The sequence below is a fragment of the Paenarthrobacter nitroguajacolicus genome (assembly GCF_007786235.1).
Classification (GTDB): domain Bacteria; phylum Actinomycetota; class Actinomycetes; order Actinomycetales; family Micrococcaceae; genus Arthrobacter; species Arthrobacter nitroguajacolicus_A.
In genome coordinates, this window is record NZ_VNFK01000015.1 from 20418 (window position 1) to 38021 (window position 17604).

General features: G+C 63.8%; 16 protein-coding genes. 3 read left to right on the top strand and 13 right to left on the bottom strand.

Features of this window, described 5'->3' with window-relative positions; translation table 11 throughout:
• Positions 1-111: 111 nt before the first annotated feature.
• Together FQP90_RS17105 and FQP90_RS17110 are read right to left on the bottom strand one after the other, a co-directional pair.
• A complete protein-coding gene (locus FQP90_RS17105; RefSeq protein WP_144652276.1) occupies positions 112-1032 on the bottom strand; it encodes an AEC family transporter in 921 nt (306 codons plus the stop codon).
• An 81-nt stretch (positions 1033-1113) separates the two neighbouring features.
• Positions 1114-2328, bottom strand: coding sequence for a PucR family transcriptional regulator (locus tag FQP90_RS17110; RefSeq protein ID WP_144652277.1), 1215 nt, complete (start codon positions 2326-2328; stop codon positions 1114-1116).
• Positions 2329-2537: 209 nt separating this feature from the next.
• Between FQP90_RS17110 and ald the strand changes: the two genes are divergently transcribed.
• A complete protein-coding gene (gene ald / locus FQP90_RS17115) occupies positions 2538-3656 on the top strand; it encodes an alanine dehydrogenase (protein ID WP_144652278.1) in 1119 nt (372 codons plus the stop codon).
• Between the two features lie 120 nt (positions 3657-3776).
• Here the strand turns inward: ald and FQP90_RS17120 are convergent, their stop codons facing one another.
• From FQP90_RS17120 to FQP90_RS17160, 9 genes are all read right to left on the bottom strand, one after another.
• Positions 3777-4586 carry a hypothetical protein gene (locus tag FQP90_RS17120; RefSeq protein ID WP_144652279.1) on the bottom strand — a complete coding sequence of 270 codons (810 nt, stop codon included), beginning with the start codon at positions 4584-4586 and terminating at the stop codon, positions 3777-3779.
• Positions 4583-5134 (bottom strand): RNA polymerase sigma factor, encoded by a 552-nt coding sequence (locus tag FQP90_RS17125; RefSeq protein WP_144652280.1) that lies wholly within the window; start codon positions 5132-5134, stop codon positions 4583-4585. Before FQP90_RS17125 ends, FQP90_RS17120 begins: the two co-directional genes overlap by 4 nt.
• A gap of 87 nt (positions 5135-5221) precedes the next feature.
• Positions 5222-5941 (bottom strand): hypothetical protein, encoded by a 720-nt coding sequence (locus tag FQP90_RS17130; RefSeq protein WP_144652281.1) that lies wholly within the window; start codon positions 5939-5941, stop codon positions 5222-5224.
• A 117-nt stretch (positions 5942-6058) separates the two neighbouring features.
• Positions 6059-7129 carry a Gfo/Idh/MocA family protein gene (locus FQP90_RS17135; protein ID WP_144652282.1) on the bottom strand — a complete coding sequence of 357 codons (1071 nt, stop codon included), beginning with the start codon at positions 7127-7129 and terminating at the stop codon, positions 6059-6061.
• A gap of 206 nt (positions 7130-7335) precedes the next feature.
• Positions 7336-9063 carry an ABC transporter family substrate-binding protein gene (locus tag FQP90_RS17140; RefSeq protein WP_144652283.1) on the bottom strand — a complete coding sequence of 576 codons (1728 nt, stop codon included), beginning with the start codon at positions 9061-9063 and terminating at the stop codon, positions 7336-7338.
• Between the two features lie 76 nt (positions 9064-9139).
• Entirely contained in the window at positions 9140-11299 is a 2160-nt protein-coding gene (locus FQP90_RS17145; protein ID WP_144652284.1) for a dipeptide ABC transporter ATP-binding protein, read from the bottom strand.
• The gene (locus FQP90_RS17150; RefSeq protein ID WP_144652285.1) at positions 11299-12267 is read right to left on the bottom strand and encodes an ABC transporter permease; all 969 of its coding nucleotides are present in this window, start codon (positions 12265-12267) and stop codon (positions 11299-11301) included. Before FQP90_RS17150 ends, FQP90_RS17145 begins: the two co-directional genes overlap by 1 nt.
• A complete protein-coding gene (locus tag FQP90_RS17155) occupies positions 12267-13250 on the bottom strand; it encodes an ABC transporter permease (RefSeq protein WP_144652286.1) in 984 nt (327 codons plus the stop codon). Before FQP90_RS17155 ends, FQP90_RS17150 begins: the two co-directional genes overlap by 1 nt.
• A 327-nt stretch (positions 13251-13577) precedes the next feature.
• Positions 13578-14183, bottom strand: coding sequence for a TetR/AcrR family transcriptional regulator (locus tag FQP90_RS17160; RefSeq protein WP_208760034.1), 606 nt, complete (start codon positions 14181-14183; stop codon positions 13578-13580).
• A gap of 128 nt (positions 14184-14311) precedes the next feature.
• Here FQP90_RS17160 and FQP90_RS17165 point away from each other — a divergent pair, with 128 nt between their 5' ends.
• Positions 14312-14878 (top strand): NAD(P)H-dependent oxidoreductase, encoded by a 567-nt coding sequence (locus FQP90_RS17165; protein ID WP_090824260.1) that lies wholly within the window; start codon positions 14312-14314, stop codon positions 14876-14878.
• Between the two features lie 347 nt (positions 14879-15225).
• The gene (locus tag FQP90_RS17170; RefSeq protein ID WP_244296818.1) at positions 15226-15861 is read left to right on the top strand and encodes a GerMN domain-containing protein; all 636 of its coding nucleotides are present in this window, start codon (positions 15226-15228) and stop codon (positions 15859-15861) included.
• 130 nt (positions 15862-15991) lie between these two features.
• On the opposite strand, the gene FQP90_RS17175 is transcribed toward FQP90_RS17170, so the two are convergent.
• Both FQP90_RS17175 and FQP90_RS17180 read right to left on the bottom strand, forming a co-directional pair.
• A complete protein-coding gene (locus FQP90_RS17175) occupies positions 15992-16531 on the bottom strand; it encodes a hypothetical protein (protein ID WP_144652288.1) in 540 nt (179 codons plus the stop codon).
• Positions 16512-17540, bottom strand: coding sequence for a hypothetical protein (locus FQP90_RS17180; protein ID WP_144652289.1), 1029 nt, complete (start codon positions 17538-17540; stop codon positions 16512-16514). Before FQP90_RS17180 ends, FQP90_RS17175 begins: the two co-directional genes overlap by 20 nt.
• Between the last annotated feature and the right edge of the window lie 64 nt (positions 17541-17604).

A 17604-nucleotide genomic window follows, 5' to 3' on the forward strand; every position in this document is an offset into this window, starting at 1 on the left:
CCCCCGCACCACCACCCACATCGGGTGGCACGGGCGCTACTGCAGCAGCAGCCGAACGGCTATGTTCCGGCGCAGGCCAGGCCGTTGGAGCTGCCAGCGGCTGAGGCGCTCCTAGCCGAGCAACCAGGCCACCACCAGCAGGGCTCCAACACACAGCACTGTGGTGCAGAGAATGACATCCCTTGCCATGGTCATCCCACGCCCATAGGGAGAAGCGAACAGGAAGACGTTCTGCGCCGTGGGGAGTGCGGCCATAATGACGCTGGCCAAGAGGTGCTGGCCCTCCAGCCCGAAGACAAATCGTCCCAGTAGCCACACAACCACCGGCATGCCTGCCACCTTCAACAAGGTTGCCACCACTGTCTCCACGCGCCCATCACCCTTTTGCAGCGGGGCTTTGCCTGCGAGGGACATGCCAAAGGCCAGCAGGACCATGGGCACGGCGGCTCCACCCAACATGTCAACGGGTTTCTGGACAAGCTCCGGAACTGCCCACCCGGTCATCGCCACGAGCAGCCCCAGCCCCGACGCGATGATCATGGGGTTGGAGAACGGCTGCAACAGTATTCGTTTCCAGGAGACCTTGGCGCCGCCGGCCACACCCAGGACACTGAGGTAGAAGGGCGCCATCACAAGGAGTTGAACCAGAAGGACCGGAGCCACGTGCTGGGCAGTGCCCACCGCATACAGCGAAACAGGTATGCCGATGTTGTTGGCGTTGGCATAGCTGCTGGCCATCGCACCGACTGCCGTTTCCGCGACAGGTCGCCGGAAGAACAGGAAACTCAGCAAGCAATACAGAAGGCCAATTGCCGCTGCCGACAGAAGGGCCAGAGGAGCATCGACTCCCAGGGCAGCGCCGATGTCACTACCCGCCACCACAGTGAAGAGCAGGGCCGGATTGGTGATGTAGAACGCCGTGCGGGTGAGGGCGCCTTGGACATCCGGCGTCAGAACCTTGAAGCGCGCAGCTGAATACCCGACCGCGATGACCACGGCAACAATGAGTATGCCGGAGACAACGCCGCCCATGGTGCTCCTTCCGGGATTGTCGAGAAACCGTTTTCTCAGCGTATGCCGCGCACCCCGGAGTGTCCATTTGAGAACCCGCAGTCAGATTCGGGGACGACCTGCCCAGCGCCGGGCCTTCAGGGCCGCATGCAGCTCGAGGCGGATGGCGCCACTCAACGGATCAGCACCGATGAGTTGACGGATCCGGCCAAGCCGGTTGTAGATGCTGCTCCGGTGGAGGTGGAGTTTGGCGGCGACGTCCTGCACGGAGCCGTCATTGTCGTACAGCAACTCCAGGACGGGCAGGAGCTCGCCATTCTTGTCCTGCTCCTCCAGGGTCCGGAAATGCACGGAGCCTGTGTCGTCCCAGCCGCCGGGCGCCAGCAAGCGATCAAAGAGCTGGTAGACCCCTACCGCGCGGGTGTCCACAAGTTCGCCGAGCGGCTGGTCCACGGCGGCCGCTTGAGCAGCGACCCTCGATTGGCGGTAAGCGCCGGACAATTGCCGGATGACGTGAAATGGTTCGCTGATGCCCAGGATCACCCTGTCCACCTTGCGACCCGCGCGTTTGGCAAGTTCCAGTTGATAGTGCACCAGCACCTGGGCATGGTCCGCCCGGCCGCCCGACTCGCGGAACAGGACCACCGAATGCGTCTCCGTCCCCGCACTGAATAATGCAGCATTGACCCCGATGGTGGACTGCAGCGCTGCTGACCGGTGGGTCAGTGTTGCGGCGATGGGATCGACGTCGGACCTGGCGCCTTCCGGATCCAGGATGGTGACCAATTGCCACGGACCACGCCCTTGGATTTCCTTCCACCCCGCCACAGCCGCCACGGCGTTCGATTCGCCGCCGCAGGCCGACAGGAACTCCTGCTCGCGACGCCTCCTGAACTCCGATTCCGCGGTATTTGAATCCAGCAACAAGCCTGCCAACAGGTCCAGCTCGTCACGCACGCCGGGCAACTCGGCGAGGATCGCCGTCGCACTTTGCTCTTCAAGGTCCAGCTGCACCCACAAGTAGCCCACCCGGAAACCCCGCACCAGGAGCGGCACGCAGACTCGGCCCAACATGCCGAGTTCATCGTTGGCGGGAACGACGACGGGACGCACCGCGGTGGCGATTCCGTGGGAGAGCTGCCACGCACTGACATCGGTAGGGACGCGCTTGCTGAGGAGGAAGTTCACCCGGACGCGGTCGGCGTGGGACTGGTTGGAGCTGTAGGCAAGGAGGACGCCGTCCAGGTCTTCAAGGGACAGGCCGCGGCCAAGCTTCAATGCAACGCGTTCAACGATCTGTTCCACGTCCTGCTGCATCCAGAAAGCGTACCAACAGCAGGCGACACCTGACGCTCCATCGGTCGACAAATGTCGAGCCGTAGCAGTGAAGTCCCTTGATTTTCCGGGGTTCCGACCGATGGGAGATTCAAAATCCCATGTCGCCTGCCTCACAGTCGGATTTATTCTGGAATCACAGCCCGCAGCAAATATTCGGCCGAACAGGCCGCTAACGATGGAGCCAGCAAATGATCATCGGCGTCCCCAAAGAAATCAAGAACAACGAGTTCCGCGTAGCCATCACGGCCGCAGGCGTCCACGAGTTCCGCACCCACGGACACACCGTTCTGGTTGAGCGCGGCGCAGGCCTCGGCTCGGGCATCACCGACGAGGAATACTCGATCGCCGGCGCAGAAATCGTCAACGATGCTGACGACGTCTGGGGTCGTGCGGACATGGTCATGAAGGTCAAGGAACCCATCGCGGCCGAGTACCACCGCTTCCGCAAGGGCCTCATCCTCTTCACCTACCTGCACCTCGCCGCAGAGCCCGAGCTCACCGCCGAGCTCATCAACTCCGGCGTCACGGCCATCGCCTACGAGACCGTGCAGGAAGGCCGCACCCTTCCGCTGCTCGCCCCGATGTCAGAGGTCGCAGGCCGCCTGTCCGTCGTAGTCGGCGCTTCCTCGCTCATGGCTCCAGCCGGCGGCAAGGGCGTCCTCCTGGGCGGCGTACCGGGCGTCCGTCCGGCCAAGGTTGTTGTCCTCGGTGCCGGCGTTGCGGGAACCAATGCCGCTGCCATGGCGCTGGGCCTCGGTGCTGATGTCACCATCATGGACATCAACATCAACCGGCTGCGCGAACTGGATGCCCTCTACCAGGGCCGCCTGAAGACCGTTGCCTCCAACGCTTACGAGATCGAGAAGTCAGTCATCGACGCAGATCTCGTGATCGGCTCCGTCCTGATCCCGGGCGCCAAGGCTCCCAAGCTGGTCACCAACGAACTCGTCTCCCGCATGAAGCCGGGCTCGGTCCTGGTGGATATCGCTGTTGACCAGGGCGGCTGCTTCGAGGACACGCACCCCACCACCCACCAGGAACCGACGTACAAGGTCCACAACTCGATCTTCTACTGCGTTGCCAACATGCCTGGCGCTGTTCCGAACACCTCCACGTACGCACTGACCAACGTCACCCTGCGCTACGCCGTGGCACTGGCCAACCTGGGCGTCAAGGCCGCGTTCGACCGCGACCCCGCCCTCGCCGCCGGCCTCAACATCGCCGCCGGCCACGTGGCACACCACTCCGTTTCCGAGGCGCACAACCTGCCCCTCGTCAACGACTGGCACAGCTTGGTTTCCGCCTAGCCAACCAAGCACGACGGCGGGGTGCGGCTTCCACGCGAAGCCGCACCCCGCCGTCGTGGTTTAAAGCCCGCCGAGTTGGCACTTAATGCCAATGTTCCCGAAGAACATTGTTATTAACTGTCACTTCGCGGGGACTTTCGGGCCTTCCAGGACCGGGGGGATCACCTGGGACGGGACCGGAACGGGGATGTCCGATGGCCCAGGTTTTGAGGGGTCACGCTGTGCGGGATCAGGCTTCGAGGGGTCGATCTCCTGAGGCGTGACCGGCAACGAAGGAACCGCGGGGAGCACGCCCTTGCCAGGGGCCGTGTGCGCGGGACTCTTGGAATCCCCGGATTGGTTACCGGGAGCCGCCGGGTGCGGTTCAGCGTGAGGTGTTCCGGCGGAGTTCCCGGGATCCGCGGGGCCGGCCTGGCCCGGAACCGTTGCCGGTTGACTGTCCTGATGTGAAGGTCCGGGTTCAGGCGTAGATCCCGCGGGCACGGCAGGTTGTGGCGCATTGCCCACGCCTGGAGTGAGCTGGGAAACCACCGAGCCGATGGCCGCGCCAAGATGCTGGAAAGCCCCCGGAATCCCGCCTTCGGCGGCAGCGGCGGCCGCCGTCGCGCCACCGGCCAGCGACACCGCCACGGCAAGGCCCGCGATGGCCGTGCGCCGCTTCTTCCGTCGCCGCGCAGCCAACTCATCGGTTGCCGGGGCCTGCTCTGTTGCCGGGGCCTGCGGCGTGACGGCGGAGGGTCCGGTAGCCAGCGTCCCGCCTGCCATCAGGGTGCGGACGGCATCGGACGGCATCGGAGCGGTGTCGGCCAGGGAACGCAGCTCAAGAAGTTCGCTGCGGAGGTTCGTGCTGCCCTCAAGCCCGGCATCGGCCAGCAGGGAATCGATGGCCTGCTGATCGCTGCCTCGACCGGGTGCGGTGTATTCGCTCATGGTGTGCCGTTCCTTAGTAGTGCACGCTTCTTCAGTGCACCCAATGCCCTGCGTTGCAGCTGTTTCACGGCTCCCTGGGACTTGCCCATGATGGCCGCTGTTTCTTCCACTGACAGATCGGCGACGACCCGCAGTGCCAAGACCTCCCGATGTTCGAGGGCGAGGTCTTCCAAAAGCCCGGTGACACCCAACCCGGAAGCCCGCCCGAAAGCCTGGTCTTCCGCGGACGGTGCCCGCCGCGGGTCCAACTCCGGCTCGAAAGCTGCGGCAACGGGGGTTCTTTCCCTCTTACGGTAGAAGTCCACCATGCGGGCGTGTGCGATGGTAAACAACAACGTCTTGGCTCCACGAAGGCCACCACTGAGAGATTCCAGCTTGGGATACAGGGCCAGGAAAACGTCCTGGGTGACGGCTTCGGGATCGTCCACGCCGCGGGCGCGGAGGTAGCCAAAAACCGGTCCGGCGTAGCTGTTGTAGGCAGCTGTAAAGAGCAGGGCGGGGTCATCATGCTCCGCCTGCACGTCTTCTTCAGCCAAAGGGTTAAGCACCCGGGGATGCCTCCGTCCCGCGTCACGTAGCGGGGCTCCTTGTCCTAAGCCAAGGAGCCCCGCCCTTAAACCGTAGCCGCTGCTTGCTTAGCGGACAGAATCGAGGGGTGCTCCGGGAGCAGCCGGAACGTCGGTGGGAACCTGCGTCGGCAGCGCCGGTGCCGCCGGGGTAGCGGGGGTCGCAGGGACAGCCGGGGTGGCCGGAACCTTCGGGGCTGCCGGAACTCCCGGCGTCGCCGGGACGGCGGGGGTTGCCGGGAGCTCGCTGGTCACGGAGGCGTCTGCCTGAGCCGAACCGTCCACCTTCACGCCGGCGGCCTTGCCTGCTTCGACCACAGCCGCACAGTGGGCTTCTACCTTGGCTTCGCCACCGGCGGCGATGGTCAGGGACTCAAAGCCCGGAACCGTGGAGTCGGACTTCAGGCCAGCGTTAAGGAATGCGGTGCAAAGGCCCAGCGCCTCCGGGGACGTGATGTCCTCCGCGTCGGTCGTGGCGCGATCGACGGCGTCAGCGGCCTTCGCCTGGCCGGCATCGGCTGCGTCGGCTGCTGTGGACTGCGCGGACTCGACGGCGTCGGTCGCCTTGGCGCTGGCGCCGGCCACCTCGGACTTCGCCGCGTCGGCTGCTGCCGCTGCCTTCGAAGCGACGGGCGCGGGAGCCCCTACGAGGTCATGGGCGCTCTGCTGGATCTCGGTGGGAAGCGCGCCATTGAAGGCAGCGACACCGGTTCCGCCGGCCGCTACGGCTCCGGCGGCCAGGACGCCCGCGGCGACTTTGCTGGTGGCAAGGACAGTGAACAAGGACATGAAACCCTCCGACAAACGATTTTGGGGATTGCCCCGGCAGCGGTTGGGTCGCTGCCGGATGATCAACGTGCGGACGTGGCCCGCACTCCCCTTACATCGTTTGCTGTGCCGGTAAGGTTACGCCCCGTCGGTAATTTTCTTCGCCGACAACGCCCGGGCCTGTTCGATCAGCTTCAGCACCGCCACCGAGTCGGCCGGATCCACCGGTGCCGGAAGCGCTGAGGCGGTGCCGCCGTCGTCGAGCTTTTCTGCGAGGATGCGGTAGAACTCCGGGTAGGCGCCGCGCTCGGTGGGAATAGTGGTGCGCTGGCCGTCCGCCTCGAGCGTGCCGTGGTTTTCAGCCGGTTCGACGCCGTACTCGGCGTCCGTAGGCAGCCCGCCGGACACCACGTACGGCTCCTGCGGGTCGGTGCCGAACTTCACGAAGCCGCCCTCTGAGCCGAGGATGCGGAAGCGGGGGCCGTGGAGATGGCTGTTGAGGTTGATGGTGACGTGACTGACCACACCGGACTGGTGCCGCAGGACAAGGAAAACATCGTCATCGGCGCTTTCCTGGGGGCGGCGTGCCGCGATCTCTGCGAACGTGACGGTGGCTGGTCCGAAGAACCGAAGAGTCAGATCAAGGACGTGGGTGCCGAGGTCGAACAGGACACCGCCGCCGTCCTCCGCCGTGGCACTGGCTTTCCAGGCCTTGGCGATCTCCGGCGCCCAGCGCTCCATGCCGATCTCAAACCGGGTCACAGTACCCAGCGTCCCGGCGTCGAGCAGTTTCCGGACCGTCAGCGAGTCGCCATCCCAGCGCCTGTTTTGGTAGACGGTGAGGACACGGCCCAGCTTCGCTGCCAGCTGGATCAGTTCCTCGCCTTGGGCGCTGTGGACCACGAACGGTTTATCAACGACGACGTCGATCCCGGCTTCCAGCGCCGCTTTGGCCAGCGGGTAATGGGTTGCGGGCGGTGTGCCGATGACGATGAGGTCCAGTTGGTCAGCGAGCGCCAGGATGTCCTCGGGGGTGTTGACGATCTGTGCTTGGGGGTAGCGGTCCTTGGCTTTCGCCTGGCGCGCCTCATCCGAGGTGGAGATGACGGCAAGCGAATAGGCGGGGTTGCTGGCGATGTAGGGCGCGTGGAACACGCTGCCCGAAAGCCCGAAACCTGCAACGGCGGTACGGATCGGCGAGGAAGTCATGCCCCTAGGCTACCGATCCCCTCTCACGTAACAGCCCTTTCACGCCAACCCTCTATCACCGAGTGAGCGAGGGTGGCGCCCGTGCACGCGGGACGTGAGAGAGGGTGGGGACAGCGAAGGCCGGGAGCCTCCCCGAACCGATGAACAGGTTCAGGGAGATTCCCGGCCTTCAGGAAACTACATCTTGGACAACTACAGCGGGGAGGCTACTTCTTGGCGCCCTTTTCCCAACCGAGGGTGGTCCAGTCCGGAACATTGGAGAGGCTCTGGAACAGGGAAGGGCCGTAGTTGGCCAGACCCGTGCGCACGAACTGGATCTCCGGGCCGTTCATCACGACGCCCATGGAGAAGTACTTCTCCATGTGCTTCTTCTCGACCTCCATGGCGGCCTTGTTGCGCTCCGCGTCATCCGCGATGGTTGAGAGGCGCTTGATTTCAGCGTCGAGCTCGGCGTCGCCGAGGCCATTCTCGTTGGTGGCGGAGTCGTAGTACTGCTTCACGGCATCGGTAGCATCCGGGCCCACGGTGTAACCGGAGATGGTCACATCGAATTCGCGGGTGCCAACAACCTTGCCGAAGTCGGCGTCGCCGCGCTGGTCAATCGAAACATCCATACCGGCAGCCTGGAGCTGCTTCTGCAGTGTCTGCGAGGTTGCAGCCGTGGTGGGGTCGTCACCGAAGTTGGTGATCTTGAAGGAGACGGGAACGCCGTCCTTGGCCATGATGCCCTTGTCGTTGGCCGTGTAGCCGGCGTCGGTCAGGACCTTCTTGGCAGCTTCGGCGCCGGTGTCCTTCACAGGGTAGTTGTCCTGGTAGTACTCGGAGAACGGCATGAGCATCATGGAGCCTGAGCTCTCTTCGGACCAGTTCAGGCCGTTGAAGCGGACGTCGCGGATGGCCTTGCGGTCGACCGCGGTGAAGATCGCCTTGCGCACGGCGACGTCGGTGAGGGCCGGACGCTTGGCGTTCAGGTTCAGGCCACCGGCGAACAGGCGCTGGCCGCGACGGATCTCGGAGTTGTTGGTGCCTTCGAGCTGCTTGTAACGGCCGAGCGTACGACCGTTGGCGGCGTCGATTTCACCGTTCTTGAAGGCTGCGATGGTGGCGCTGGGCTCCATCTGGCGCCAAATGACCTTTTCCAGGACCGGCTTCTGTCCCCACCACTTCTCGTTGGGAACCATGGTGACCGTCTTGGCGGTGGTGTCGTAGTTCTCCACCTTGAACGGGCCGGCCATCCATTCGGGATGCATGTTGCCGGCAAAGCCCTTGTTGAAGGTTTCGGCGTTGTTGTTGGCCGGGTGGATCAGGCCGAAGAAGAGGGAATCCAGCGGGAAAACAGGCTGGGTGGTGGTGACAATGACTTCTTTGTCGTTGGCGCCGGCCTTGACGGAATCAACGAAGGCGTAGTTACCGGCCGTGACGATGTCGATGGACTCGTCCTCACCCTTGAGCATGTTCCAGGTGTTCTCGAAGGTCTTGACATCGATGGGCGTTCCATCGTTCCACGTCGCCTTCTCGTTCACCTTGATGGTGATGGTCTGCTTGCCGTCCTTGACTTCGCTCTTGACCTCCTCGCAGAAGTCCTTGTTGGGCTGAGCCTTGCCGCTGAAGTCCAGCTTCCAGCAGCCACCGATGCCACCGCTGCTGATGGCAGCCGTGTTGACGGGTGTCAACAGGGCCGAAGTATCAGCGCTGTTACCCACGTTGGAGAAGCCATTAAAATCCGGGCCGATGCTGCCAACAGCCAGGGTGACGGTGCCGCCCTGCTCCAGGTCCTTTGCTTCCTTGGCGTTGACGCTGATCAGCTTGCTGATGTCGCCGCCACTCTCTTCGGCCTTCTGCGAGGCCGGACCCGACGGCGTTCCCCCGCCGCAAGCGGTCAGCATGAGCGTTGCTGCGAGTGCTACGCCGCCGATCGTCGTGTACTTCTTCATGGTTTGCCCTTCATGTTTACGACTGAAATATCTTTGCGAGTTGAGACCAGGGATTCATTCAATGCGTCATATGTCGTCAGGCATGCACCACCAGCATGTCGGCATCTATTTCTCCGTCCGGGAAGAAGCAGGCGAAGTCCTGCGCTCCGTCCTTCTCCGAAGCAAGTGGCGGCTCCAGAGTAAGGCACTTCTCCTGCTTTGCGGCAGGTAGCGCGGCGAACACGGGACAACGTGTAGCGAAGTTACATCCCTTGGGAGCATCAAGCGGGCTTGGAAGGTCACCCTGCAGGATGATGCGTTCGCGGGTACGTTCCAGGTTCGGGTCGGGCACCGGGATGGCGGACAGAAGCGCCCGGGTGTAGGGGTGGCGCGGGTTGTCGAAGACATCGTCCACATCTCCGGTCTCCACGATCTTGCCCAGGTACATCACGGCCACGCGGTCTGAAATGTGGCGGACCACCGAGAGGTCGTGGGCCACCATCAGGTAGCTCAGGCCCAACTCGGCCCGGAGCTTATCCAACAGGTTGATGACTCCGGCTTGGACGGAGACGTCCAAGGCAGAAACCGGTTCGTCCAGGACCACGAGCTTGGGATTGACCGCCAAGGCCCGGGCAATGCCAATGCGCTGGCGCTGACCTCCGGAGAATTGGTTGGGGAACCGGTTCACGTGGTCCGGCTGCAGGCCCACCAGCTTCATGAGTTCCATGATGCGTTTCTTGATGGCAGCCTTGGGCATTCCCAGGTTTTCCAAGGGCTCAGCCAGGACTTCATACACGGTGAAGCGTGGATCCAGGGCGCCGGTGGGGTCCTGGAAGACCATCTGCATTTCCTTGCGCATGGTCATCGTGGTCTTGTGGTCCGTGGCCACCTTGTTGCTGACGCCGCCGATGACCACCTCGCCCACTTGGTCCGGGTGGAATTCCATGATTTCCAGCAGCGTGGTGGTCTTACCGCAACCGGACTCGCCCACAATGGACACGCACTCGCCCTCGCGGATGTCGAAGCTCAGGCCGTCCACGGCCTTGACCGTGCCGATCCGCCGCTTGATGAGTGCACCCTTGAGCAGCGGGAAGTGCTTTTTCACGTCCTTGAGTTCCAGGACCTTTTCGCGCTCGACGCGAGCGACGCCGTCGAACTTTGATACCGGCTTGGGCGGCGCGTGGAAGATCTTGTGCGCGTCCGCGTCGTTGGACAGCTCGTTTGATTTGATGCAGGCTGCCCGGTGTCCCAGCGTCTGGCCCTCAACACCGGGGACGGCGATGAGCTCCGGCTCGCCATGGAGGCAGGCGTCGCTGACCAGGGGGCAACGCGCCGCAAAAGAGCAACCCGTTACCGGCAGGGCCAAATTGGGCGGCGTCCCCTCAATGGGTACCAGCGACTGCTTGGTGGCCGTGTCCACGCGAGGGACGGCACCCAGCAGGCCCAAGGTGTAGGGCATCCGGGGGTTGTAGTAGATGTCCTCCACAGTGCCGGTTTCCACCGGCTTCCCTGCGTACATGACCATGATGTCGTCGGCCATGCCGGCTACGACGCCGAGGTCGTGCGTGATCATCACCACGGCGGCACCGGTCTCCTCCTGCGCGGTGTGCAGGACTTCCAGCACCTGCGCCTGGATGGTGACGTCGAGCGCCGTCGTGGGTTCATCAGCGATGAGTACGCGCGGGTCGTTGGCGATCGCGATGGCGATCATGACGCGCTGGCGCATGCCGCCGGAAAATTCGTGCGGGAAGGCCTTCAGCCGGTCCTTGGGGCTCGGAATGCCCACCATGCGCAAAAGGTCGACGGCGCGGGCTTCTTTCGCCTGCTTGCTCATGGTCGGATTGTGGACAGTCAGCGCTTCGATGATTTGGTTGCCCACGGTGTAGACGGGCGTCAATGACGACAGCGGATCCTGGAACACCATGGCGATGTCATTACCGCGGTGCTTGCACATGGCTTTGTCGCTCAGGCCAAGGAGCTCCTTGCCCTTGAAGCGTACGGACCCGGAGATGTCCGCTGTCTCGGGGAGGAGCCCCATGACGGCCATGGACGTCACGGATTTGCCGGAGCCGGATTCACCCACGATGCCCAAAGTCTTGCCTGGCATGAGGTCGAAGTCCACGCCACGGACCGCATGGACCACGCCGTTTTCGGAGTTGAAGCGGACGTTCAGGTCACGGACGCTGAGGACGGCATCGCCGGGGGCGTAGAGTCCGGCATCGCGGAGGCGCTCAGCGGGAGTGGTGTTGGTGCTCATTAGTTGGTCACCTTCGCAGTCTGGGGCTTGGTCCGCTTCGCCCGGCCAATGGAGCTGGAGCTGGGGTCGAAGGCGTCACGGAGGCCGTCGTTCATCATGGCCAGCGAACCGGTCAGCAGGAACATGACGGTCAGCGGAACCCAGAACATCCATGGGAAGGAGGACACCTGGCCCGTCGCCTGGCCGATCAGGACACCGAGGCTCACGTCCGGGAGCTTGATGCCGATGCCGATGAAGGAGAAGGCAACCTCAGCCAGCACCGCGCCGGTGATGCCGCGGGTGAAGTCGAGGACCAGCAAGGAGCCGATGTTCGGAACCAGGTGGCGCCACACGATGCGGCGGGACGGAACGCCCATGTACTTGGCGGCCTTCACGTAGTCACGCTGCATGAGGGACATCGACAACGAACGAACCAGGCGGGCGGTACCCATCCAGCTGAAGAACAGCAAGACGACAATCAGCAGCAGCCAGCTGGGAAGGTCCTTGAGACCACCGCTGCCGCTGGTGGCCACGGCCACCACCAGGATGGCGGGCATCATGATGAGCGCTTCCAGGATGAACAGCATGGTGGCGTCCACCTTGCCGCCAAAGAAGGCCATGGTGCAGCCGTACACAGCGGAGATCAGAACGGAAACGCCGCCCACGATCAGGCCGATGAGAATCGACGTCCGGGTTCCGTCCACAATGAGTGCCATGAGGTCGATGCCGGCCTGGGTGGTCCCCAGCAGGTGGTCCGGTGACGGTGGCATACCAATGTTCAACGGATCAATGGTGTCCTTGTCCCACGAGGTCAGGAACCCGCCAAAGACCGAGAACAGGAACAAGGCAAGGAAAATGAACAAGCCGGCGACGGCGGTCCGGTTCCGCATGAAACGACGGAAGATGATCCGGGACTTCCCAATAACGACGTCTTGGTCGGCAACCCGGGCTTCGTCGATTTCCGCAATGGGATCAATGATGTTGGTCATTACTGGACCCTCACTCGTGGATCGACCAGCGTGGTGGCGAAGTCGGCAAGGATGGCACCGATCGCGAAAATGACGGAGCCGTAGGCCAGCGTGGCGGTGGCGACGTTGACGTCCTGCAGGCTGATGGCCTGGATGCTCCACAGCCCGATGCCGGGCCAGGCAAAGATGGCCTCGGCGAAGAAGCCGCCTGTGAAGATGGCCGGAATAGTGAAGGCGATGCTCTGGGCCACGGGGATGAACGAGACCCGCAGGGCGTGCTTCCTGATGGCTTGGTTGCGGGTCAGTCCCTTGGCGCGGGCAGTGCGGACGAAGTCCGCGTTCACGTTGTCCAGGAGGTACTGCCGCTGGGCGATCTGGTAACCGGCCCAACCGAAGATGGTCATCGCGAACGTAGGCACGGCGTAGTGGGCCACAAGGTCGACGAAAGCGGGCCAGCCCGGCTCAATTCCCGGCGTCGAAATTCCCGTCACGAAGAAGATGCGCTCCCCAACGGCCTCATTAATGCTGATGGCGCCGAGCTGCACCAGGAAGTAGGCGATGGGCGCTGGGAGGATGTGGACCAGGTAGCTGTAGGACGTGATGACACGGTCCTGGAACTTGTACTGGCGTGCGGCGGAATAGACACCGAGCGCGACGCCGATGACCAGGGTCAGGATGATGGAGGCGATGAACAGCCGGGTGGAGACCATCACGCGGTCCGCGAATTCGGCGTTGACGAACGCGCCGTTCGGGCTGCGTCCCCAGTCCCAGCGGGTGATGATTCCGCCAAGCCATTCGACATAGCGTTCCCAGGCGTTCTTCTCCGGGTCCAGCCCGAGTCCCCGGAAGGAGGCGTTGACCTGTTCAGGGGTTGGCCGCGGAATTTTCTCTTGCTCCAGGACCGCTGGCTTGAGCGATGAGACTGCCAGGAAATACCCGGCGCTGGTGGTCAGGAAGATCATGATCAGGTAGATTCCCGACCGCTTCATCAGATATTTCAGCATGTCGGGTGGCTGCCCCGAATCGTGGCAAAACTCAAAGCTCGTCCTTCCGCGGTTCCCGGCTGTGGCCGGCGTCAGCTACGAATTGGTGCAGCGGGTTCTTGGGTCCCCCACACCCCTTCAGTGATCACCAGCCCTGTATGGCATGCGTCACATTCAAGAGGAAACTACCACAATAACTGCTTCACGTTTTGCTTCACGGCAGCCAATTTCACGCCTGCAGCCAGATTGTTATGTGCAGACTGCGTCACGATTACGACGCCGGAGGCACTGTGCGCGGGCAGCGGCACCGATGGGGGCGCTAACAGGGTTCCCGCGCGGCTCGAGTGGCTAGGCGCCGCTCAGCAGCCGGGTTACCAGCTCGCGCCAGGAGTCGGTGAGGCGCGTGGGTGAAATGCCGCGGGCGCGGACGTCGTCGACAATACGCTCAGGGTCCAGCGCGTAGGTCAGGGACATCGCCATCACCCAGGGATCCGCGATTCCCCCCTCCCGCAGCAGGACCTCCATATGTCGATGCGAAAGCTTCGTTGCGGGGACTTCGAACCTATTGCGGGTGGCAGCGCCGGCCGCCTTCAGGAGCTCGCCATTTTCAAGAACAAAATAGATGCGACCCTCCCCGAATGCAATGAGCCGCTCAAGAGGTTGCGCCCCCGGACCCAGCGGCGGCGGCCCGAACATGAACCCTCGCTGAAACTCCGACTCCGCGTCACTCAGCAGGGTCATCATGAGCCCGGCCCGACTGCCGAATCGGCGAAAGACCGTCCCCTTGCCAACCTGGGCCTTGCAGGCGAGCGCATCCATGGTCAACGCTTCGGCCCCGAACTCGTCCACCAGTTCGCGGGCAGCACACAGCAGGCGCTCACGATTCCGCGCCGCGTCGCTGCGCTCGTGGGGCGGGCCGAGGGGCACGTCCGGCTGGAGGGGGATGGAGCTCACAAAAAACATTCTAGACCCGGGAATAGAAAACGGACCGTAGTCCGTTTAGTATCTGTGAAGGCTCCAAAGCCCAGAGACAACGCAAGCCCGGTACCACACGGCACCTGGCCAGACTTTTAGGAGACACCATGTCAAAGAGCACCGTTCTGACCCTCGTCGGCAGCCTCCGTGCCGATTCCCACAACAAGAAGCTCGCCGAAGCCATCCAGCTGAACGCGCCGGAGAACGTTGACGTCCAGATCCACGACTCCCTGGGCAACATCCCGTTCTATAACGAGGACATCGACGTAGAAGGCCAGGTCCCCGCCGAAGCCGCTGCCCTCCGAGCCGCCGCAGCCGACGCCGACACCATCCTGCTGGTCACCCCCGAGCACAACGGCACCGTTCCGGCTTCGCTGAAGAACGCCATCGACTGGCTGTCCCGCCCCTTCGGCGCCGGCGCCCTCTCCGGCAAGCCGACCGCCGTCGTCGGAACCGCTTTTGGCCAGTACGGCGGCGTGTGGGCGCAGGACGAGGCCCGCAAGGCTGTTGGCATCGCCGGCGCCAAGGTCCTGGAGGACGTCAAGCTGGCCGTCCCGGGTTCCATGATTCGCTTCGCTGAACTGCACCCGAAGGACGACGCCGAGGTCGTGGAGCAGATCAAGGGCATCTTCGAGCCCCTGACCGCAGTCCAGGACGAAGAAGCAGCAGCCTAGTCCTTTCGCTTGCAGCGCCCCCGCTCCGCAGCTTCGCGGGCGGGGGCTTTTGCGTTCTTGCCGGCCGGGCGTGACCAACTCTTGTCCGAACCGTCACCCTAGCGGCATGTTGCTCCCCGCTGCCCGGGCCTAACGTTGGAGTTACAGGTGGACGGACAGGAGCGCGGGCTGTCATGCATGCCGGGCGGGGATCCAAAAGTACGACGGCGATCGCGGCTGCCTGCCTCGCGTTCAGTCTCTGGGTGGCTGGCTGCACGTCAGTCCCGGAGGCCGCCCCTCCAGCCGAAAAAGGCCCCCTCCCGACGGTTACGGTGAGCTCACCGCCTTCGACCACCAGCCCTTTGCCCGTGGCTTCGGCGACGGCTGCTCCACCGTCTGCTGCCTCCAGTCCGGGCACACCGTCGGTTACAGTTCCTGCCGCGCCACCCCCGCCCGCGACCCCGGCACCATCGCCTGCTCCCGCCAACACTCCCTCGCCAGTCGCCACTGAGCCGGGTTCCGCCGTCGAGCCTTCACCGGAGCCAGGCACCAGCGCGCCCGAACCTTCGGCAACCGACACCGTGATCCCAGTGGACGTGGACGCTTACGGGCCAGCGGTCTACTACGTGGCTATCGACGACGGCGGCGCGCGGGGTGTTCGGTTCGGGTGCAATGACAGCCTGGTGCCGGTCCGCGGCGTCGCCGTTCCCGGTGATCCGTTGTCCGTGGCGTTGGGTCGGCTGCTGGGCGCGGGCATGCCACTGGACAGTGACGCCGCGCTCTACGACGCCCTCGCGGGTTCGTCGCTGAGATATCTCTCCGGCTACATGAACGGTTCCACGGTGGTGGTGAACCTCAGCGGATCACTGCGGCCCGGGGGCATTTGCGACATCCCACGGATCCAGGCCCAACTGACGCACACCATCGTTTCGGCCAGTGGTGCGACACGGGCCGAGATCTACGTCAACGGCCGGACCTTGACGGAGGCACTGAGCGTGCGATGAAGCCTGGCTGACTACTACGTTGCCGGCCCGCTGTTCCGTGGTGGGCCCGCTGTTCCGTGGTGGGCCAGCGACGGAATAGCGGGGCTGCGACGTGCTGCAGTAGACCAACCGGCGCGGGCCGGCCACATGATCAAGCCGTTGCGATCGCCAGCACCCGCCGGAGCGCCCAGGCCACTCTCAGGAGAGCGAGCACCGACGCGAACGCCAGCACGAACACCACGGCCTCGGGAATCCAAAGACCCGTGGGCGCATCTCCTTCCAGCACAATCGTTACCAAGGCAGCAACCACCAGCAGGCCGAGCCCGGGAATGGCGAACAAGAAGACTTCGCCGATCTGGCGCCGGTGGGCGGCAGAGAGCCTTTCCAAGGGAAGTTCCCGTTGGCCCGGCGCAGCCTTTTTGCCCAGGACGTTGATGAGCATGGAAACACTGGTGAGTGTCAGTCCGGCCGTGGCACCGGCCAACGTAGCAAGGGTCTGAAGCAGTGTTCTCCGGGCGTCAGTATCCGCACCTTCCACCATCAGCGGCTGCCTCGCGAGCATCGCAATCCCCAGCCAGAGCAGGACCCCGAGCACAGCCCACAGGTAGTCGGCAGCGGGATGCAGCAAGAACCACCGCCAGACGCTTCGACGCCGCCCAGTGCGCTCGATATCAACCTCGTACAAGCTCATGGGCCGTACCCCCCTCGGCCTCTGCACTGGCGGTAGACACAGGGAGGGCCTCCCTTGCGGCCGCCATCCCACCGGCGACGATGTCCGGCACAAGACTCGAGTCAGCGGAGCCCTTGACGTCCGGCAGGGTTCTCGCAAAAAAGGCCTCGTTGTCCCTGGCCTGATTGTTGAGGATGGCAATGGCCTCGGCCACCGACTTTTGCGGATCGTTGAAGACGTCCGGGTCCACCTCAATGTGTGAAATGAACCGTTCCTTCAGCAGGTCCACCACTTCGCGGTCACCAGTCAGGGAGTCTTTGCCTTCTGCCACCACGTAGTCAAAGTGCTCCACGGAGCCAGCGCTGCGGAAAAGGTCGATCAACCGTTGAATGCGGTCCCGGATCCGCTGCTTGTCCTCCGCCTTACCGGACCGGCCCACGCTCAGGGAGATCCGGAACGTTCCCTCGTTCATGAGCCGGGAGGCGCTGTCCAGCACATCAGCCCACTCGCCCTCCATAAGCTTCCCGGACAAACGTTCGGCAGGAATAGCGAACTCGAAGCGACTGACCTCGAGCCGAGTGAGGATCTCCTCGATATCCTCCCTCACCACAGGAACCAGAGTGGGTTCCAGTCCCAACATCTCTCCGAGGTACTCCCCCAGCCGCGAAGCCCTGGGACCGTTCCCACTGGTCAGGACCGCGATGACGTTCCGCTTCAGGAACGCGAAGTAGGTGGTCTCCAGGAGGTGGTCGCCCGGAGCGAGTGGCAGCGGCTTTCGCCGGCCAAGGGCGTCCCCAACACTGGGCAGGTTGGTGTCCCGGACCCGGTCCAAGAGCAGCACGGGATGCGGCGAAGATGCCGCGGCCTGGGCGAGCAACACAGTCCCGTCCACGCTGGTGAAGTGCCTGTCCGTTCCAGCGTCCTTCGCCTTCTTCAGGACCTCGGCCACACGGCGTGCCGGAAAGGGACGGCTGAGCTCGTCACCGTTGAGCTGCTCGATCCGCCAGAACTGCACACTACGCCGTGCCATGGACCCTCCCCTCGTCTTCCACGCCACCCACGCTATCGGTGGGGTCCGACATTAAAGCCGGGTG